The 18,084-nt window shown below is 70.2% G+C and carries 20 protein-coding genes; 15 read left to right on the top strand and 5 right to left on the bottom strand.

Features of this window, described 5'->3' with window-relative positions:
• The first annotated feature begins 84 nt into the window (after positions 1 to 84).
• The 5 genes from ABFX50_RS35565 to ABFX50_RS35545 all read left to right on the top strand — a co-directional run bounded on the left by ABFX50_RS35565 (position 85) and on the right by ABFX50_RS35545 (position 5,359).
• Positions 85 to 342 (top strand): DUF3039 domain-containing protein, encoded by a 258-nt coding sequence (locus ABFX50_RS35565; RefSeq protein ID WP_183648981.1) that lies wholly within the window; start codon positions 85 to 87, stop codon positions 340 to 342.
• A gap of 77 nt (positions 343 to 419) precedes the next feature.
• The gene (locus tag ABFX50_RS35560) at positions 420 to 1,292 is read left to right on the top strand and encodes a zinc metalloprotease (RefSeq protein WP_346152716.1); all 873 of its coding nucleotides are present in this window, start codon (positions 420 to 422) and stop codon (positions 1,290 to 1,292) included.
• A 27-nt stretch (positions 1,293 to 1,319) separates the two neighbouring features.
• Positions 1,320 to 2,696 carry an MFS transporter gene (locus tag ABFX50_RS35555; RefSeq protein WP_344839544.1) on the top strand — a complete coding sequence of 459 codons (1,377 nt, stop codon included), beginning with the start codon at positions 1,320 to 1,322 and terminating at the stop codon, positions 2,694 to 2,696.
• 73 nt (positions 2,697 to 2,769) lie between these two features.
• Positions 2,770 to 3,483 (top strand): hypothetical protein, encoded by a 714-nt coding sequence (locus tag ABFX50_RS35550; protein ID WP_346152714.1) that lies wholly within the window; start codon positions 2,770 to 2,772, stop codon positions 3,481 to 3,483.
• A 124-nt stretch (positions 3,484 to 3,607) separates the two neighbouring features.
• Positions 3,608 to 5,359: a DEAD/DEAH box helicase gene (locus ABFX50_RS35545; RefSeq protein ID WP_183648975.1), complete on the top strand. Its 1,752-nt coding sequence runs from the start codon at positions 3,608 to 3,610 to the stop codon at positions 5,357 to 5,359.
• Positions 5,360 to 5,636: 277 nt separating this feature from the next.
• Here the strand turns inward: ABFX50_RS35545 and ABFX50_RS35540 are convergent, their stop codons facing one another.
• From ABFX50_RS35540 to ABFX50_RS35530, 3 genes are all read right to left on the bottom strand, one after another.
• Entirely contained in the window at positions 5,637 to 6,329 is a 693-nt protein-coding gene (locus ABFX50_RS35540; RefSeq protein ID WP_346152711.1) for a hypothetical protein, read from the bottom strand.
• Positions 6,330 to 6,456: 127 nt separating this feature from the next.
• Positions 6,457 to 7,026, bottom strand: coding sequence for a nicotinamidase (locus ABFX50_RS35535; RefSeq protein ID WP_312895597.1), 570 nt, complete (start codon positions 7,024 to 7,026; stop codon positions 6,457 to 6,459).
• 54 nt (positions 7,027 to 7,080) lie between these two features.
• Complete coding sequence (locus tag ABFX50_RS35530) at positions 7,081 to 8,364, bottom strand: nicotinate phosphoribosyltransferase (protein WP_346152840.1); 1,284 nt, start codon at positions 8,362 to 8,364, stop codon at positions 7,081 to 7,083.
• A 46-nt stretch (positions 8,365 to 8,410) separates the two neighbouring features.
• Here ABFX50_RS35530 and clpS point away from each other — a divergent pair, with 46 nt between their 5' ends.
• The 5 genes from clpS (at position 8,411) to ABFX50_RS35505 (ending at position 11,753) form a co-directional block, all read left to right on the top strand.
• On the top strand, positions 8,411 to 8,704 hold the full coding sequence (gene clpS, locus ABFX50_RS35525; RefSeq protein ID WP_183648967.1) for an ATP-dependent Clp protease adapter ClpS: 294 nt from the start codon (positions 8,411 to 8,413) through the stop codon (positions 8,702 to 8,704).
• Positions 8,705 to 8,714: 10 nt separating this feature from the next.
• A complete protein-coding gene (locus ABFX50_RS35520) occupies positions 8,715 to 9,239 on the top strand; it encodes a DUF2017 domain-containing protein (protein WP_183648965.1) in 525 nt (174 codons plus the stop codon).
• Positions 9,240 to 9,348: 109 nt separating this feature from the next.
• Entirely contained in the window at positions 9,349 to 9,753 is a 405-nt protein-coding gene (locus tag ABFX50_RS35515) for a M67 family metallopeptidase (RefSeq protein WP_346152708.1), read from the top strand.
• A gap of 197 nt (positions 9,754 to 9,950) precedes the next feature.
• A complete protein-coding gene (locus ABFX50_RS35510; protein WP_192780346.1) occupies positions 9,951 to 10,229 on the top strand; it encodes a MoaD/ThiS family protein in 279 nt (92 codons plus the stop codon).
• A 576-nt stretch (positions 10,230 to 10,805) separates the two neighbouring features.
• Complete coding sequence (locus ABFX50_RS35505; RefSeq protein WP_183648960.1) at positions 10,806 to 11,753, top strand: PLP-dependent cysteine synthase family protein; 948 nt, start codon at positions 10,806 to 10,808, stop codon at positions 11,751 to 11,753.
• A 95-nt stretch (positions 11,754 to 11,848) separates the two neighbouring features.
• Here ABFX50_RS35505 and ABFX50_RS35500 read toward each other — a convergent pair whose 3' ends face one another.
• Positions 11,849 to 13,747, bottom strand: coding sequence for a DUF3352 domain-containing protein (locus ABFX50_RS35500; RefSeq protein ID WP_346152705.1), 1,899 nt, complete (start codon positions 13,745 to 13,747; stop codon positions 11,849 to 11,851).
• A gap of 99 nt (positions 13,748 to 13,846) precedes the next feature.
• The gene (locus ABFX50_RS35495) at positions 13,847 to 14,170 is read right to left on the bottom strand and encodes a hypothetical protein (RefSeq protein ID WP_346152703.1); all 324 of its coding nucleotides are present in this window, start codon (positions 14,168 to 14,170) and stop codon (positions 13,847 to 13,849) included.
• Positions 14,171 to 14,270: 100 nt separating this feature from the next.
• Between ABFX50_RS35495 and ABFX50_RS35490 the strand changes: the two genes are divergently transcribed.
• Genes ABFX50_RS35490 through rdgB form a run of 5 tightly spaced genes read left to right on the top strand, consistent with a single transcriptional unit; the run spans position 14,271 to position 18,030 of the window.
• Positions 14,271 to 15,062: a thioesterase family protein gene (locus tag ABFX50_RS35490; RefSeq protein WP_346152701.1), complete on the top strand. Its 792-nt coding sequence runs from the start codon at positions 14,271 to 14,273 to the stop codon at positions 15,060 to 15,062.
• Positions 15,063 to 15,122: 60 nt separating this feature from the next.
• Positions 15,123 to 15,947, top strand: a complete 825-nt coding sequence (murI, locus tag ABFX50_RS35485; RefSeq protein ID WP_346125671.1) for a glutamate racemase — start codon at positions 15,123 to 15,125, stop codon at positions 15,945 to 15,947.
• Positions 15,944 to 16,696 (top strand): MBL fold metallo-hydrolase, encoded by a 753-nt coding sequence (locus ABFX50_RS35480; RefSeq protein WP_346152699.1) that lies wholly within the window; start codon positions 15,944 to 15,946, stop codon positions 16,694 to 16,696. Before murI ends, ABFX50_RS35480 begins: the two co-directional genes overlap by 4 nt.
• A 30-nt stretch (positions 16,697 to 16,726) precedes the next feature.
• Positions 16,727 to 17,446 carry a ribonuclease PH gene (gene rph, locus ABFX50_RS35475; RefSeq protein ID WP_183648944.1) on the top strand — a complete coding sequence of 240 codons (720 nt, stop codon included), beginning with the start codon at positions 16,727 to 16,729 and terminating at the stop codon, positions 17,444 to 17,446.
• Positions 17,443 to 18,030, top strand: coding sequence for an RdgB/HAM1 family non-canonical purine NTP pyrophosphatase (gene rdgB, locus ABFX50_RS35470; RefSeq protein ID WP_183648941.1), 588 nt, complete (start codon positions 17,443 to 17,445; stop codon positions 18,028 to 18,030). The genes rph and rdgB overlap by 4 nt, the downstream gene beginning before the upstream one ends.
• The last annotated feature ends 54 nt before the right edge of the window (positions 18,031 to 18,084 follow it).

Raw genomic sequence — 18,084 nt, 5'->3', positions numbered from 1 at the left:
TCACCTTCCACGGCTCCCGTCCGACCAAGGCGGGAGCCGTCTCTCTGTGTGGAGCGGAGGCGTCGGCCGCATACACTCGATGGCGTGAGCACGAAGATCCTTCCAGAGCAGGAAACAACCCCGCGGCTCTCGCACGGCGACGGCGACCACGAACGGTTCGCCCACTATGCCGACAAGCACAAGATCACCGAGAGCATGGTGACCGGCACGCCGATCCGCGCCCTGTGCGGCAAGATCTGGGTGCCCAGCCGCGATCCGAAGAAGTACCCGGTCTGCCCGGAGTGCAAGGAGATCTACGAAGGGCTGCCCCAGGGCGGCGACGGTGACGACGGCAAGCAGTGAGTGTTGATCACGTGAAATCCCCCGAGGCGCAGCTAAGGTCGCGATATTGACCAGCTCATGCCGCATCGGGGGATCGCATGGCCCGGCGTACGACCGCCGCTGCTCTGGTGTGCCTGCTCGCCGCCTGGCCCTTGGCCGCGGCGAGCGCGCCCGCCACGGCCGCGGGAGGCTGCTCGCCGGCCTCGAGAAACGGCAGGGGCGACGCACGCCCTGAGCCCGTCCCCGTGGCGGCCATGCTCGCCGATCTCGCCTCGCGCGAAAGCACCTCCGCCGCTCTCACCGCGCCCATCGCCGTCCCTCTGTGGGTCCACGTCCTGACCGACGGCGCCCGCAGGGCTCCTGACGAGGCGGTCACGGCCCAGGTGGCGACCCTCAACGCCGCCTACGCGGGCACCTACGGCGGGGTCGACACCCACGTGCGCTTCCGTCTCGAAGGCGTCACGGTGACCGCCAAGGCCGAGTGGTTCGCCAACCCGCTGGCCCACGAGACGGAGATGAAGACCGAGCTGCGGCGGGGCGGCCCCGGCACTCTCAACCTGTACATCGGCCAGCTGGCCGAGCTCGTGCTGGGGTACTCGACCTATCCCTTCTGGTACTCGACCGCCCCGCACCTCGACGGTGTCGTCATCGACTGGCGCAGCCTGCCCGCCGGCTCACTGGCCGACTTCGACCGCGGCTTCACCAGCGTGCACGAGATCGGTCACTGGCTGGGCCTGTTCCACACCTTCGAGAACGGCTGCGAGGCTCCGGGCGACGGCGTCGAGGACACCCCGCCCCAGGCCACCCCCACCGTGGGATGTCCCGAGAGCAAGGACACGTGCACCGCGCCGGGGGCCGACCCGATCCACAACTACATGGACTACACCCATGATCGCTGCATGTCGGAGTTCACGCAGGGGCAGGTCGACCGCATGCACGAGATGTGGTCGGCCTACCGCGCACAGGTCTAGCCGACCCCGTCCAACTAGGATGTTCGAGTGACAGCACCGAAGGCACTCGACACTCCATACGCAACCCCTCGCATCTTCGGTCCTGAGTACCGCGCCGCGAGCCTCGGCATCCTCCTGTGCGTCACTCTCGTCGCCTTCGAGGGCATGTCCGTCGGCGTCGTCATGCCCGCCATCTCCGAAGAACTCGACGCGCTCAACCTGTACGGCATGAGCTTCTCCGCCTTCCTCATCGGCGGACTGTTCGCCAACGTCGTGGCGGGGTTGTGGTCGGACAGGAAGGGCTACGGGCTGCCGTTCATCGCCGGCATCACGCTGTTCGTCATCGGCATGGCGCTGGCGGGCGCGGCGCTCAACAAGGAGCTGTTCGTCCTGGCCAGGGTCGTGCAGGGCCTGGGCGGCGGCTCCACCATCGTGGCCATCTACGTCATGATCGCCAGGGTCTACGCCCCCGAGGCCAGAGGCAGGATCTTCGCTGCCATCTCCGCCGCCTGGGTGGTCCCCGCCATGGTCGGCCCCGCCGTCGCGGGCCTCGTGGCCGACACCGTCGGCTGGCGGTGGGTCTTCTACGGCATCTGCCCGCTCATCGTGCCCGCCCTGCTCATGCTGCTGCCCGCGCTCAGGCAGAGCTCGCGGGGCACCCCCGAGCCGGGCGCGAGGGCTCTGCCCCGCGTCATGGCCGCGGCCGCCACGGCGGGCGGAGCGGCCCTGCTGCTGTTCGGGGTGGACCGCGTGCACACCTCGCCCGTCGAGGGCTCCCTCGCCACCGTGGGCGGCCTGGCGCTGCTCGTCCTGGGCCTGCCCAGGCTGCTGCCCAAGGGGGCGCTCAGGTTCGCCAGGGGCCTGCCCACCACGATCATGATGCGCGGCATGTACTCCGCCGCGTTCTTCGGCGTCAACTCCTTCATCCCGCTGATGCTCACGCAGGTCAAGCAGTTCGGCACCGCCGAGGCGGGCATCGCACTCACCACCGGCGCGCTGGGCTGGTCCGCGGGCGCCTACCTGCAGAGCAGGAGCGGCTATCCCGCCGAGAAGCTGCTGAGGATCGGCGCCGCGGCCGTGCTGGTCGGCGTGCTCGGCACGATGCTCACCGCGCTGCCCCTCGTCAGCGGCTGGATCGCGGTGCCCGCGTGGATCGTCGGCGGGCTCGGCATGGGCATCTCCGTCACCACGGTCGGCGTGACCATGTTGAGGCAGTCGCCCGAGGCCGAGCAGGGCAAGAACTCCGCCGCGATGCAGGTCATGGACACCCTCGGCTCCGCCCTCGCCATCGGCGTCGGCGGCGCGCTGATCAACCTCATCGGCCACGCGCCCGCCCAGATCTCCACCGGCTTCGTCGTGATCGCGCTGCTGATGGGCGCCGTCTCGCTCGCCGCCGTGGTGATCGCCTCCAGGGTCAGAACCTGAACTCATTTCCCCCTCTCGCCCCAGCGATCACGAATCCCCTGATGGCCGTCCGCATGAGTGATAAGACGGCCAGATGGAGGACGATCGACGGGTCTGGCCGCCGGGTTCGCACGACTCGGACCCTCCGTGGAACCCGGAGCTCAGGCGGACGGCGGAGCGTTCCCTGCCCGACTCGCCGCCCGACTCGCTGCCCCCCTCGGCCAGGCTGTACGGCGCGCCGGCCGCGCCCAGGAGGCCGCGCCGGTGGTCGCGCAGGGCGGGGGCGCTGCTCGCCATGATCGTGGCGGGCGGGCTGGTCGCCGGGCTCGCCACGGTCGTGCTGCGGCTGGCCGTACCCGAGCAGGCCAGGACGGCGATGCTGATCGACGCCACGGCCGCCGTGGAGATCTCGCTGCCCGAAGGGTGGCGGCAGGACCCCGTTCCTCCCGTCACGGGCTTCACCTCGGCCGCCCGGCACGGCCTCGACACCCTGGTCATGGCCAGGCCCAGCGGCGCGCCCTCCGACGCGGCCAAGGCCACGGCGCAGGCGGCCGAGCTCTACTCCAGGCTGCTGCTCCACGGCGACAGGGTGAGCGTCGTCGAGGACAGGCCCATCACGATCGGCACGTACGGCGGGCACACGCGTTCGCTGCGCGCTGAGTACAAGGACGTGGTGAACCGCCCGGCGTATCTTCGAGTGATGCTTCTCACGAAACCCGGCAGGACGGTCGTCGTCGTCGGGCTGCTCCAACCCGACGAAACCACCAGCAGGCAGGCGCTCGACGCGGTCATGACGAGCGTGCGATAAGCCCAATAGCACGCAGAGGTGAGCTTGGCCAGGATCCGCTTAGCACGGCACGTCTTGTCGGTGTCCCCGATTACCCTTGGGTCACTGTGAGAGAGCGAAGCACACGAGTCCCAGAGGTGATGGCGTGAGTACGTTCGCGGCATCCCACCTGTCGCCCTCCTATCCCGACCGCGCTGCCTGGGGCACCGCGCCCAAACTGCGCGCCTGGCAGCAGGAGGCCTTCGACCTCTACTTCAGGAGCGAGCCTCGCGACTTCATGACCGTCGCGACGCCCGGTGCGGGAAAGACCACCTACGCGCTGCGCATCGCCAGCGAGCTGCTCACCCAGGGCGTGATCAGGGCGATCACCATCGTCACGCCCACCGAGCACCTCAAGCGCCAGTGGGCCGACGCGGCGGGCAAGGTCGGCATGGCGATCGACCCCGAGTTCAAGAACAGCCAGGGCAGCACCTCGCGCGACTACCTCGGCGTGGCGGTCACCTACGCCCAGGTCGCCATGCACCCCGCGCTGCATCGGGCGCGTACCGAGGCGCGCAAGACGCTGGTCATCTTCGACGAGGTCCACCACGCGGGCGACGCCAAGTCGTGGGGCGACGGCATCCGCGAGGCCTTCGAGCCCGCCACCCGCCGCCTGCACCTCACCGGCACGCCCTTCCGATCCGACGACAGCCCCATCCCCTTCGTCGAGTACGCCGAGGACGCCGAGGGCTTCAAACGCAGCGTCTCCGACTACTCCTACGGCTACGGCCCCGCCCTGGCCGACGGCGTCGTGCGCCCCGTCATCTTTCTGGCCTACTCCGGCGAGATGAAGTGGCGCACGAGAGCGGGCGACGAGATCGCCGCCACGCTCGGCACCCCGCTCACCAAGGACCAGCTCTCCCAGGCCTGGCGCGCCGCGCTCGACCCCAAGGGCGACTGGATCCGCCAGGTCATGCAGGCCGCCGACCGCCGCCTCACCGAGGTGCGGCGCGGCGTGCCCGACGCGGGCGGCCTGGTCATCGCCACCGACCACGAGGCGGCCCGCGCCTACGCCCGCCATCTGCGCAACATCACCGGCGAGGGCGCCACGGTCGTGCTCTCCGACGATCCCGGCGCGTCCAAGAAGATCAAGCAGTTCTCCGCCTCGCAGGACCGGTGGCTGGTAGCCGTCCGCATGGTGTCGGAGGGCGTCGACATCCCGCGCCTGTGCGTGGGCGTCTACGCCACCTCCACCTCCACGCCGCTCTTCTTCGCCCAGGCGGTCGGGCGCTTCGTGCGCGCACGCAAGCGGGGCGAGATGGCCTCGGTCTTCCTGCCGTCGGTGCCGACCCTCATGGGGCTGGCCAACGAGATGGAGCTCGAGCGCGACCACGTCCTCAACAAGCGCCCGCCCGAGGACGGCCTCGACGACAGCCTGCTCGAGAACGCCAACAGGCGCCAGGACAACCCCGACGTCCTCGGTGACGAGCTGCCGTTCGAGACCATGGAGACGAACGCCACCTTCGACAGGGTGCTGTTCGACGGCGGCGAGTTCGGCACAGGGGCCGAGGTCGGCTCCGCCGAGGAGGAGGACTTCCTCGGCCTGCCAGGGCTGCTCGAGCCCGACCAGGTGGCCTCCCTGCTGCGCAAGCGCCAGGCCGACCAGCAGGCGGCCAAGCGGCGCGCGCCGAAGCCCGTGGAGCCGGTCATGTCGCCCCACGAGCAACTGGCCGAGCTGCGCAAGGAGCTCAACGGGCTGGTGGGCGCGTGGAACCACCGCACGGGGCAGCCACACGGGGTGATCCACTCGGAGCTGCGCCGCGCGTGCGGCGGGCCTCCGATCGCCCAGGCGACGGGGGAGCAGGTCCAGGAGCGCATCGACAAGATCCGCCAGTGGGCCACCCAGCGATCCCGCTGAGCTCCTCCCAGCACCGGGCCGCACCCCCCTTCCTGTACGGCGCGGCGTGTCGTGCGGGCTGCTTGTCTCCACGGCGCGCCCTTCAAGGCGCGGCTTCTCTGTGTGGTGGGGCTCTCCTGGGCCCCTCTGTACGGCACAGCGTGGTGGCGGCCACCGGGGTCACCGGTGGCCGTCCGTCCTTCACGCGTGCTCCAGCGGGACTCCGGCGCTCGCCGTCACGCCTGGTTCGGTGGTTCAACGGTTCGGACGGTCCGGTTCGGCGGGGCTGGTCAGAGAGTCAGCGTTGCAGGGGGATGCGGCGACCTGAGCGGCCGTCCACCGTCACGTAGCGGGTGTGCCTGGGCAGGTGGTGGAGGGGGAGCGCCAGCGAGGCCGTGCCGTACTCGACGTGGACGGGAACCGTCCTGACGCCTTCGCGTCGGATCGACGACGCGCTTCCAGCCTGGGCACGGGACGCGTCCTCACGCTGGGCACGGGACGCGTTGTCAGCCTGGGCACGGGACGCGTCCTGAAGCTGGGCTTGGGGCGGGGTGGCGTGGCCTGTCTGAGGGGCGTCAACGGGGCTAGTGCGGGTCGCGGGGACGGGGTGGGTCTGCGGGGTGCCCTCGGTTATCCAGACCCTCAGCTCGCGTCCCCTGCGGCGCAGGAGGACCTCGGCGGTGCCGCACTCGTCAGGCGCCGCCGTCCAGTAGAGCCTCAACTGTTCGTGGCGCCTGCCCAGACGGGCCGCCTGCGGCACGGGAGCGCGCTCGGCGCAGTCCGGGGCGGCCGGCCGACGAGCGGCGGCGGGGGCGTCGTGGGCGACCACCACGAGCGACTCCCGCTCCTGGCTGATCAGCACCGTTGCCGCCTCCATCGCCACCAGCGTGAGCGCCGCGCCGAGACGGGCCGGGTTACGGCCGCGCACCAGGATCCACAGGCACAAAGGCGACAGCACGAGCCAGGCGAGGCCGAGAGCGAAGGCGAGCATGGGCGTCCTCTACACGTCGGATGAGCTTCCAGGCTCTCCGTAGTAGTTCAGGAGCGGGCAGTTCTCATCGCCTTGACCATCACATCACCCGGGCGTGGCGAGGTGTCTAACCTCGCGGGACGTGCTCTCAGCGGACGGTCGGGTCGCCCTCGAGGGTGGCCCCGGCGTCGCGGAGCTGCGCCAGGGCCGTGTCCGTCGTCTGCCTGGCCACTCCGGCCGTGAGGTCGAGCAGCACGCGTACGGCGAGACCCTGCTCCACCGCGTCCATGGCCGTGGCCCTGACGCAGTGGTCGGTGGCGATGCCGACGACGTCGACCGTCTGGACGCCCCGCCCCGCCAGCCAGTCCGCCAGCGGGACGCCCTCGGAAGAGGAGCCCTCGAAGCCGCTGTAGGCCGCCGCGTGGGCGCCCTTGCTGAAGACCTCCTCCACCTTCGAGGTGTCGAAGGCCGGGTGGAAGTCGGCGCCGCGCGTGCCCGCGACGCAGTGTGCCGGCCAGGTGGTGACGAAGTCGGGCTCGGCGGCGAAGTGCGAGCCGGGGTCGACGTGGTAGTCGCGGGTGGCCACCACGTGGTCGTAGGGGTGCGTGGCCACGTACGCGCTGATCGCGGCCGCGACCTCGGCGCCGCCCGACACGGGGAGGCTGCCGCCCTCGCAGAAGTCGTTCTGCACGTCCACGATGATCAATGCGGTGCTCACACCGTCGAGCCTACTCATGGCCGGGCGCGAGGGGAGAGGGGCGGGGCGAGCGGGTCAGGCGAACTCGGTGGGGATGGCCGCGTAGCCCCTGCCGAGGTGGAGCGCGTCCTGGGGGAGCAGGGCGACGGTCTCGCGGTGCCTGTCGCGGGCGGAGGTCAGCGGCTCGGATCCGACGATCTCGCCGTCCACGACCAGCTCGTGCAGGAGAGGGAGCCCGCCCTCCGGTGCGACGCCCGAGGTCGTGACCACCTCGGTCTCGAACCTGCCCTGCTCGTCCAGCAGGCGGAAGGCCTCCTTGCGGCCGCCGCGCGACGGCTTGCCCACCGAGCGCTTCGCCACCGGCTCGAGCGTGCCCGAGGCCGTCTCCCTGGCCACCAGCTTGTAGACGAGCGCGGCAGTCGGCACGCCGGAGCCCGTGACGAGGGAGGTGCCGACGCCGTAACCGTCGACGGGGGCGGCGGCCAGCGCCGCGATGGCGTACTCGTCCAGGTCGGAGGTGACCAGGATGCGGGTGTTGAACGCGCCGAGCGCGTCGAGCTGCTCGCGCACCTCCTGGGCGGCGGCTGCCAGGTCGCCCGAGTCGATCCTGACCGCGCCGAGCTTCGGTCCAGCCAGCTCCACCGCCGTGCGTACGGCGTCGGGCACGTCGTAGGTGTCGACCAGCAGCGTGGTGCTCTCGCCGAGCGAGGCGATCTGCGCCTGGAAGGCTTCGCGCTCGCTGTCGTGCAGCAGCGTGAAGGCGTGCGCCGCCGTACCTGCCGTGGGGACGCCGAACTCGCGCCCTGCCATCAGGTTGGAGGTGAAGGAGAAGCCGGCGATGTAGGCGGCGCGGGCGGCGGCCACCGCGGCCCTCTCGTGCGTACGGCGTGAGCCCATCTCGATGAGCGGCCTGCCTGCGGCGGCGTTGGTCATGCGGGAGGCGGCCGAGGCGATCGCGCAGTCGTGGTTGAGGATGGAAAGGATCATGGTCTCGAGGAGGACGGCCTCGGCGAACGTGCCCTCCACGACCATGATCGGCGAGGCGGGGAAGTAGAGGTCGCCTTCGCGGTAGCCGTACAAGCTCCCGGAAAATCGGTAATCGGCCAGAAACGCCAGAGTCGGCTCGTCGACGACACTGTGCTCGCGGAGGAAGGCGAGTTCTTCCTCACCGAAGCGGAAGTGCCGCAGTTCGTCCAGCACTCTGCCGGTGCCGGCGACCACCCCATACCGCCGTCCTCCAGGCAAATGGCGCGCGAACACCTCGAAGACCGCCCGCCGGTGGGCCGCGCCGCTGCGGAGGGCGGCCTGCAACATCGTCAGCTCATAGTGATCTGTGAGCAACGCAGTGCTCATGGTCATTCTCACGAGTTCGAGACTACGGCCCAGATAGGGCAGACTCGAGGATGTGGGTAGCACCGCTCCAATCGCCGTCGAGCGTCCTTCATCGGACGTCCGGCCCGATCTGCCATGGGTCACGATCGTCTGGAATGACCCGGTCAACCTGATGTCGTATGTGACTTATGTGTTCCAGACCGTGTTCGGCTACTCCAAGGAGAAGGCCGAGAAGCTCATGATGGACGTCCACCACAAGGGCAAGGCCGTCGTGTCGAGCGGCACGCGCGAAGAGATGGAACGCGATGTGCAGATTCTTCACTCCTACGGCCTCTGGGCGACGCTCCAGTCGGACTCGCTCTCGTGAGGTGGTGCAGGTGAGTTCGGGCTTCAAGTCCCGTCACGGCGGTGGGGTCATCGCGCAGTTCGAGGCCGCGGAGGTCTCGATCCTGCGCTCGCTGGTGACTCAGGTGCTCGGCCTGGTGGCGCCGGGCGAAACCGGTGACGACCCGCTGGAGCGGGCGCTCGGCATCGGCTCCGCGCAGCAGCCCACCGATCCCGTGCTGGCCAGGCTCTTCCCCTCCGCCTACGCCGACGAGACCGAGGCGGGGGAGTTCCGCCGCTACACCGAGGCGACACTGCGCGACGGCAAGCGGGCCGACGCCCAGACGATGCTCGACACCGCCCATCCGGGGCGCACGGAGCTCACGGCCGAGCAGGCCCAGGCGTGGCTGCGCTCGCTCAACGACGTACGGCTGGCGCTCGGCACGCGGCTGGAGGTGACCGAGGAGGTGCACGAGGAGATCGCGACGATGTCCGAGGACGACCCCCGGTACCCGGCGTTCGTGACCTACGACTGGCTGACCTACCTCCAGGACACCTTGGTCCGCGCCCTCTGGTGAGGCCGGGGGCGGCTCGTGTCACCTGGGAGGGTGGCGGTCCGGCTCGGTCGTCGTGCGGCACGGCACCGGGCGTCGAGGCGGTTCTGGCGGCCCAGGTACTCTCTGCTCCATGCTGACGATCTCGCAGGATCTTGTCGACAAGATCATTGCGCATGCCCGCGCCGACCACCCCGACGAGGCTTGCGGGGTGATCGCCGGGCGTGGTGGCGTTCCCGAGCGGTTCGTCCCGATGGAGAACGCCGAGCGCTCGCCCACCTTCTACCGCTTCGACTCCATGGAGCAGCTGCGGGTGTGGCGCGAGATGGACGACCGCGACGAGGAGCCCGTCGTGATCTACCACTCGCACACCGCCACCGAGGCCTACCCCTCGCGCACCGACGTGAGCTACGCCTCCGAGCCGGACGCCCACTACGTGCTCGTCTCCACCAGGGAGGAGCTGGGCGAGAAGGCCGAGCTCCGGTCCTACCGCATCGTCGACGGGGTGATCACCGAGGAGGAGGTGACCATCACGTGAGACGGCGAGTCCATGCCGCTCGCGCCATGGGTAAACTGCTGTCCATGACGGTCCGGCCTGTGCAGAGCTTCCTCTTCGCGCACACTCCGTCTGTCGTCGTCTACGACTGTCGCTGACCGGCAGTTCCACGGAATCCCTTTTCCCTCACCGGTGTTTGCCCCGGTGGACGACGACATGAATGAGGAGACTGACCCGCGATGGCCATCGAGGTTCGCATCCCGACCATCCTGCGCACCTACACCGACGGCGCGAAAGCCGTCGACGCCGAGGGCGCCACGCTCGACGAGCTGATCAGCAACCTGGAGGCCCAGCACCCGGGCATCAAGGACCGTCTGGTCGACCAGGGGGCGCTGCGGCGCTTCGTGAACGTCTATCTCAACGACGAGGACGTCCGCTTCCTGGGCGGGCTCGGCACGCCCGTCGCCGACGGCGACACCGTGACCGTGCTCCCCGCGGTCGCGGGCGGCTCCCGCTAGCACCCACGTCCGCCCGCCGGGTGACCGACTGCCGGGCCGGAGGTCTCCGGGGGCGCTGGTCTTCGGGACAGCGGCTCCTTGGGTCAGGGAGGGCTGGGAGCATGACGCCTGGGGACCGGCAGGGTCTTCGCACCCGCACCCGCACCGGGCCGCTGAGGCCGCTGAGGCCTCGGATCCGCAGGGTCTTCGGACCTGCGGATCTCCCAGCCGTGGATCTTCGGGGCGTGGTTCTCCGAGCTGTGGTTCTCCGAGCCGTGGATCTTCGGGGCGGCAGGTCTCCAGGGATCGTAGGTCTTCAAGGGTCGCAGGCTTCAGGGATGCGGCGCCTGGGGACCGCGGGCTCTGTGGCTACGAGCTCCCCGGGACCGGCGCCCCGCTGGGTCCGAGGCCCCGGATCCTGGGTTCCGGGGCCGCCGCGAGGTCCCGGGCCGAGAGGGCGGGGTTGGTCGTGGTCTCCGGGGCAGAGGTCCTGGGGGTGGTCCTGGCCGCCGGAGACGAGCGGTTTCGAGGGGCGCCGAGGTTCGGCGGCCCGTTTCATCCAGATCCCTGTGAACGCCGAAGCGGAAGCCGTACATCATGCGTTTTGACTCTCTGATCGACTCCGTCGGTCGCACCCCGCTCGTGGGACTGCCCAGGCTCTCGCCCTCCGACGACGTGCGGATCTGGGCCAAGCTCGAGGACCGTAACCCCACAGGGTCGATCAAGGACCGCCCCGCGCTGTGGATGATCGAGCAGGCGGAGAAGGACGGCCTGCTCACCCCGGGCTGCACCATCCTTGAGCCCACCAGCGGCAACACCGGCATCTCGCTGGCCATGTCGGCCAGGCTGAAGGGCTACAAGCTGATCTGCGTCATGCCCGAGAACACCTCCGACGAGCGCCGCCAGCTGCTGCGCATGTGGGGCTCGGAGATCATCTCCTCGCCCGCCGCAGGCGGGTCGAACGAGGCGGTCAGGGTGGCCAAGCAGCTCGCGGCGGAGAACCCGTCGTGGGTGATGCTCTACCAGTACGGCAACCCGGCCAACTGGCGCTCCCACTACGAGAGCACGGGCCCCGAGATCCTCCAGGACCTGCCGACCGTCACCCACTTCGTCGCGGGCCTCGGCACCACGGGCACGCTCATGGGCGTGGGCCGCTACCTGCGTGAGCACCGTCCCGACGTGCAGATCGTCGCCGCCGAGCCGCGCTACGGGGAGCTGGTGTACGGGCTGCGCAACGTGGACGAGGGCTTCATCCCCGAGCTGTACGACGAGTCGGTGCTGACGACGCGCTTCTCGGTCGGCTCGGGCGACGCGCTGCGCCGTACCAGGGAGCTGCTGGCGGCCGAGGGCATCTTCGCGGGCGTCTCCACCGGCGCGGCGCTCCACGCGGCGCTGGGCATGGCGGCCAAGGCGGTGAAGGCGGGCGTGCGGGCCGACATCGCGTTCGTGGTGGCCGACGGCGGATGGAAGTACCTGTCGACCGGCGCCTACGAGGGCACACTCGACGAGGCGGAGGACCGCCTCGAGGGCCAACTCTGGGCCTGAGAGCCTGACGACCGACCCTGCGAACGTGACGAGCGGGTCTGCGGACATGACGAAGGGGTCGCCGCCATCCGTGGCGGCGACCCCTTCGGGTCGGGCTAGTTGAACAGGACGCGGAGCGAGAAGCTGGCCTCGCTGCCGCTCTGCTTGCCGCTGAGTCCCACGGCGCTGAAGACCTTGGCGTTGGCCTGGTCGTCGCCGGAGAGGCTGTTCAGGTAGAGCGGCTCCAGCTTGTCCACGTCGACGAAGAGCGCGAAGGTGGAGCTTGCGGCGTCGGGGATGGCCGTCTTGAAGGCCTCGCTGTCGCCGAGCGTGCCCCCCTCCGACAGCTGCTTGGCGTACTCAGGCGTGGTCGCCAGCGTCAGCGTGCCGTCGCCGGGGACCTTGGCGATCTGCGGAGCGGGCTGGCCCGCGTCGGTGAAGGCCTTCTCGATCTTGCCGATGACCTCCTGCGCCTTGGCGGGGTCGGTGACGATGCGGACGCCGACCTTGGGCAGCTGACCGCTCTGACCCATGGTCGCCAGGCCGTCGCCGTCGAGCGCGACGGTGAGGTTCTTGCCGAGCAGCGTCGCCAGGTCGGCGGGCAGGGTCAGGCCGTACTTCTGCTGGGCCATGTCCACGAACTGCTGGAAGGAGGCGCCGTCGGGGGCGGCCGCCATGCTCTTCTGCAGCTGGCTCCACTGCTTGGTGATCGCCTCGTCCATACCGGAGATCGACAGCGCGCCCACCGTGGAAGGGGGAAGCGTCGAGATGTCGGCGGCCTGCGGGTCGCCGACGGCCATGGCCTCGGCGCCGCGGACGATGCCGGCGAACTCGGCGTAGGCGGAGTCGAAGCGGAGCGCCGCGGCGAACCTGGCGTTCTTCAGCATCGCCTTGTTCTCCGCGGGCAGGGCCTCGCCACCGAGCTCGGCGACCTTGCCGGCGTTCATCCACATCGACAGCACGCCGGGCTCGCCCAGCGCGTCGAGGTCGCCGGTGAAGTCGGCGCTCTCGGACAGGGTGGGGCCGGTGGCGTGCTTGTCGGCGTTCGCCTGGTCGGCGGAGATGATCGCGTAGTCGTCGCGGAAGGCGAGGCCGTACTTCTCCTCGCCCATCAGCTTGGCGATGCCGGCCTTGGCCTGCGCCTCGTCCTTCACCTGGACGGCCACGGCGAAGCCGGGCTCCTTACCCGCGGCGGCGGGGGCGAGGACGGCCATGCCGATCCTGCTGCCCAGCCACGGGTCGACGTCCTTGGCGAAGTCGACCTTCGCCAGGTCCTCGCTGTCGGCCTTGACCGCGTCGAACAGCGCCTTGCGCGGGTCGTCGCCGGTGAACCTGTCCTTGGTGACGGTGAACTTCTTGGCCAGAGCGAACAGCGCGAGCTTCTGGTTGGCCGCGGGGTCGAGGTCAAGCCGCACGTAGGCCATCGCGCCGGCGGGCAGCACCTCGTGGGGCTGCGTGCCGCCGCCGCCGAGGAACGCGCCCGCGGCCCAGACGCCGCCGCCGCCGACGAGCACCACCAGGAGCGCGGCGATGCCGGCGATCAGCCAGCCCCTGCCGCTCTTCTTGGCGGGCGGCTGCTGCGGCGGGCCCCAGCCCTCGGAGCCCTGCTGCCAGGGCGCGGGCTCCTGCACGGTCTGCTCACCGTAGGAGAACGACTGCTGCTGCTGGTTCTGCTGCTGCCCGTACTGCGGCTGCTGCTGGCCGTACTGGGGCTGCTGCCCGTAGGCGGGCTGCTGTGGCTGTCCATAGGCAGGCTGCTGCTGGCCGTAGCCCTGCTGCTGCCCGTACTGCGGCTGCTGTGGCTGCTGCGGCTGCTGCGGCTGCTGGTACGGCTGCTGCTGCTGGTTGTAGGGCTGCTGGCCCTGGGGCTGCTGGGGCTGCCCGTACGGGGGTTGCTGGGGTGGGTACGGCTGCTGGTACGGCTGACCGCCCTGCGCCGGGGGCTGGTCCTGATTCCAACGGTAGGCCGTGGTCCGCTCAGGGTCCTGGCCGCCAGGGGGGAGATTCGCCGACATCACTCAACTCACAAAGTGGACTTATTGACCACTGAGAAGTTAGTGCATGTGACTAGAGCGCTGGTTGCAAAGCACTGAAACGCCCGTTTTGTGATCCAGCTAGACGCGTGTCAGCTCCTTGCGCATGGCCGTCAGATGCACCTCGCCCGTGTCGCTGGAGTCCACGCTCTCCCACGGGACGAACGTGCATCCCGCGTAGACCACCCTGGCCAGCAACTCCGAGAGCCAGCCCCACCTGCCCTGCCTGTCGCGCGTGATCCCGAGCAGGAGGGGAGCGCGTATCGCCGACACCACGAGGCCTATGACGGTGTGGCTCTGCATGGACTCGGATTTGGTCCTGATCACGCGGACGTCGACGACGTGGCCGACCCAGACGCCGTGCACGTCCCACACCGACTGCCCCATGAGGGCTGTCAAACTCATGATCCAACTGTTCCACCCAGGGGGTGTTTCCGCAGGTAGGCGCGCTGATGGCGAGATGTCGTAGAGTATGGAGCCACTAGAACTTAGTTCGGGAGCAGGTATGACGAAGTTCGACGAGGCGACGCAGGCGATCAGGATCGACGAGAGCACCTACGACGTGTGCCTCGATCCCGGCTACTCCATCGGCGGGCCGCTCAACGGCGGCTACCTGATGGCGGTGATCCTGCGGGCCGTGGTCGACGCCTCCCCGCACGAGCATCCGGTGAGCACGACCACGCAGTTCCTGCGCTCGCCCAGGCCTGGCCCCGCCAAGGTCGTGGTGGAACAGGTGAAGGCGGGCAGGACGGCGGCGTTCACCAGGGCGAGACTGGTGCAGGACGACGTGGCACAGCTCGAGGCGCTGGTCACGACCGCCACGCTGACCGCGGTGGAGCCGCTCTACGCGGAGGAGCCCGGTGTGGCGATGCCGGCCGTGGACGAGTGCGTCAGGCTCCCCGACCCCAGACCCGAGTCGGGCATGACACTGAACGCGCAGATGGAGATGCGTTTCGACCCGCCCACGATCGGCTGGCTCAACGGCGCTCCGACGGGGCGGCCCGAGGCGCGCGCCTACTTCAGGATGGCCGAGCCCCAGGACCCCGACCCCTACGTGCTGGCGCTGGCGGTCGACGCCCTGCCGCCCGTGGTGTTCTCGGCGGGGCTGCGCGGATGGGCTCCGACCGTCGACCTGACCTGGCACCTGAGGGCGCTGCCCGCGCCCGGATGGCTCACGCTGCTGGGTGGCGGCAGGCTCATCGCCGACGGCTGGTTCGACGAGGAGGTCGAGGTCTGGGACTCGGCGGGACGGCTGGTGGCGCAGTCGCGGCAGCTCGCCCGCGTCGGGAGGGGCTGAAAACGCCGTGTGAGGATTCTTACGCTGTTGCGATCTCGCAGGTCGCCTACCCTCTGAAGCGTGCCGGACGCGAGCATTGGAATCTTCGACAGCGGGGTCGGCGGCCTGACGGTCGCCAGAGCGATCATTGATCAGCTGCCCCACGAGTCCATCACCTACGTGGCCGACACGGCCCGCCAGCCATACGGGCCGAAGCGGATCGCCGAGGTCCGCAAGTACGCGCTGGAGGTGATGGACCACCTCGTGGAGCACGACGTCAAGATGCTGGTCATCGCCTGCAACAGCGCGAGCGCGGCGGTCCTGCGCGACGCGCGGGAGCGCTACGACGTGCCGGTGGTCGAGGTGATCCAGCCGGCGACCAGACGCGCGGTCAAGGCGACGCGCAACGGCAGGGTCGGCGTCATCGCCACCCGCGCCACGATCGAGTCGATGGCCTACCACGACGCCTTCGCCGCCGCCCCCGACGTGAGCCTCACAGGCGTGGCCGCACCCCGCCTGGTGGAGTACGTCGAGCGCGGCGAGACGATGAGCGAGCAGCTCATCGAGGCGGTGCGGGAGTATCTCGCCCCCATCCAGGAGGCGGGATGCGACACCCTCATCCTGGGCTGCACCCACTACCCGCTGCTCACCGGCGCGATCTCCTACGTCGCCGGCGACGGCGTCACGCTCGTCTCCAGCGCGGAGGAGACGGCCAAGGACGTCTACCGGATCCTGCACGACCGCGGTCTCGTCAACGGTGCCACCTCCCCCCTGCACCGTTTCCGCGCGACCGGCGACTCCGCGCTCTTCGCCCAGCTGGGCAGGCGTTTTCTCGGACCCGAGATCGACGCCGTCGAGCAGGCCGCTGTTGGGGGTAGCACCACCTCGAACGGGAGGTCCTCATGAAGGTCACGATCGTCGGATGCTCAGGCAGCTTCCCGGGGCCCGACAGCCCCGCCTCCTGCTACCTGGTCGAGGCCGAGGGGTTCAGGATGCTGCTCGACTTCGGCAGCGGCTCCCTCGGCGCCCTCCAACGCCACATCGGCCTGTACGACGTCGACGCCATCTGCCTGTCGCATCTGCACGCCGACCACTGTCTCGACATCTGCGGCTACCACGTGGCCCGTACGTACGGCCCCGCCGCGCCGTACCCGCGCGTTCCCGTGCACGCGCCCGCGGACGCCCCGCGCAGGCTGGCCGCGGCCTACGGCATGCCGGAGGAGCCCGGCCTCGAGACCGCCTTCGCCTTCTCCGCCCTGTCGCCCGGCCGGTTCTCCGTCGGCCCCTTCGAGATCACCGCGGGGCTGGTGAACCATCCCGTGGAGGCCTACGGCTTCCGTGTCACGCACGGCGGCGTGACGCTCGCCTACTCGGGCGACACCGGTGAGTGCGACGAACTGGTGAGGCTGGCCGAGGGCGCCGACCTGCTGCTGTGCGAGGCCTCCTTCCTCGAGGCCCCCGACCTGACCCCCGACCTGCACCTGACGGGACGGCAGGCCGCGGCTCACGCGGCGAAGGCGGAGGTCGGCAGGCTCGTGCTGACTCATCTGGTGCCGTGGAACGACAGCACGAGGGTGCTGGAGGAGGCCGCGGGCGGCGGCTTCGACGGGCCGATCGAGCTGGCCGCCGGCGGCGCCGAGTACTCCCTGGCATGACCGTTCCTGCACGGGGATAGGGTGATCTGCATGTCTCGACAGGATGGACGCACACCTGACCAGCTCCGCCCCGTGAAAATCACCAGGGGGTGGCTCGGCCACGCCGAGGGCTCGGTGCTGGTCGAGTTCGGCGGCACCCGCGTGCTCTGCGCGGCCTCTGTCCAGGACAGCGTTCCGCGCTGGCGCAGGGGCAGCGGCCAGGGCTGGGTGACGGCCGAGTACGCCATGCTGCCGAGGGCGACCAACACCCGCAACGACCGCGAGTCGGTCAAGGGCAGGATCGGCGGCCGCACTCACGAGATCTCCAGGTTGATCGGCCGCTCGCTGCGCGCCTGCGTCGACTACAAGGCGCTCGGCGAGAACTCGATCGTCCTCGACTGCGACGTCCTGCAGGCCGACGGCGGCACCCGCACCGCGGCGATCACCGGCGCCTACGTCGCGCTGGCCGACGCCGTCGCGTGGATGCGCGAGCGCAAGATGTGCCCGGGCGACCCGCTCGTCGACTCCGTGGCCGCGGTGTCGGTCGGCGTGGTCAAGTCCACGCCGATGCTCGACCTCTGCTACGTCGAGGACGTCGCGGCCGAGACCGACATGAACGTCGTGATGACGGGGTCGGGCACCTTCGTCGAGGTGCAGGGCACCGCCGAGGGCGCCCCCTTCGACAGGCGGGCGCTCGACCAGCTGCTCGACCTGGCGGTGGCCGGGTGCGAGGAGCTCACCCTCCACCAGCAGGAGGCGCTGGGCCGATGAGGATCGTGCTGGCGACCCGCAACGCGGGCAAGATCGTCGAGCTGCGCCGCATCCTCGGCGGGTTCGACGTGATCGGTCTCGAGGAGTTCCCCGAGATCGGCGAGGTGGCCGAGACCGGGCTGACGTTCGCCGACAACGCCCTGCTCAAGGCGCACGCCGTCGCCCAGGGGTCGGGCCTGCCCGCGGTGGCCGACGACTCGGGGCTGTGCGTCGACGCGCTCAACGGCATGCCGGGCGTCTTCTCCGCGCGGTGGTCGGGCAGGCACGGCGACGACGACGCCAACCTCGATCTGCTGCTCGCGCAGGTCTCCGACGTCCCCGACGAGCGCAGGACCGCCCACTTCACCTGCTCGGCGGCGCTGGCGCTGCCCTCGGGCGAGGAGCGGGTGGTCGAGGGGGTGCTCCAGGGCAGGCTGCTGAGGCAGCGCCGCGGCGTCAACGGCTTCGGCTACGACCCGATCTTCGTGCCCGACGGCGAGTCGCGCACGACGGCGGAGATGTCGGCCGAGGAGAAGGACGCCATCAGTCACAGGGGCCGCGCCTTCCGCGCCCTGGCCCCCATCGTCGTCTCGCTGCTGAGCTGACCGAGGGGCTCCTCGTAACAGGGCCGTAAGATCTCCCTCCGCTCCCTCGGCGTA

The sequence above is a fragment of the Nonomuraea recticatena genome (assembly GCF_039533245.1).
Taxonomy (GTDB): Bacteria; Actinomycetota; Actinomycetes; order Streptosporangiales; family Streptosporangiaceae; genus Nonomuraea; species Nonomuraea roseola.
This window is presented reverse-complemented; position numbering and strand designations above follow the sequence as displayed.

Coding starts and splice junctions, on each gene's coding strand:
- ABFX50_RS35560 (WP_346152716.1), top strand. CDS start 420: ATGGCCCGGCGTACGACCGCCGCTGCTCTGGTGTGCCTGCTCGCCGCC.
- ABFX50_RS35550 (WP_346152714.1), top strand. CDS start 2,770: ATGGAGGACGATCGACGGGTCTGGCCGCCGGGTTCGCACGACTCGGAC.
- ABFX50_RS35540 (WP_346152711.1), bottom strand. CDS start 6,329: ATGCTCGCCTTCGCTCTCGGCCTCGCCTGGCTCGTGCTGTCGCCTTTG.
- ABFX50_RS35530 (WP_346152840.1), bottom strand. CDS start 8,364: ATGACCATGAGCACTGCGTTGCTCACAGATCACTATGAGCTGACGATG.
- ABFX50_RS35515 (WP_346152708.1), top strand. CDS start 9,349: ATGCTGACGATCTCGCAGGATCTTGTCGACAAGATCATTGCGCATGCC.
- ABFX50_RS35510 (WP_192780346.1), top strand. CDS start 9,951: ATGGCCATCGAGGTTCGCATCCCGACCATCCTGCGCACCTACACCGAC.
- ABFX50_RS35505 (WP_183648960.1), top strand. CDS start 10,806: ATGCGTTTTGACTCTCTGATCGACTCCGTCGGTCGCACCCCGCTCGTG.
- ABFX50_RS35500 (WP_346152705.1), bottom strand. CDS start 13,747: ATGTCGGCGAATCTCCCCCCTGGCGGCCAGGACCCTGAGCGGACCACG.
- ABFX50_RS35495 (WP_346152703.1), bottom strand. CDS start 14,170: ATGAGTTTGACAGCCCTCATGGGGCAGTCGGTGTGGGACGTGCACGGC.
- ABFX50_RS35490 (WP_346152701.1), top strand. CDS start 14,271: ATGACGAAGTTCGACGAGGCGACGCAGGCGATCAGGATCGACGAGAGC.
- ABFX50_RS35480 (WP_346152699.1), top strand. CDS start 15,944: ATGAAGGTCACGATCGTCGGATGCTCAGGCAGCTTCCCGGGGCCCGAC.
- rph (WP_183648944.1), top strand. CDS start 16,727: ATGTCTCGACAGGATGGACGCACACCTGACCAGCTCCGCCCCGTGAAA.
- rdgB (WP_183648941.1), top strand. CDS start 17,443: ATGAGGATCGTGCTGGCGACCCGCAACGCGGGCAAGATCGTCGAGCTG.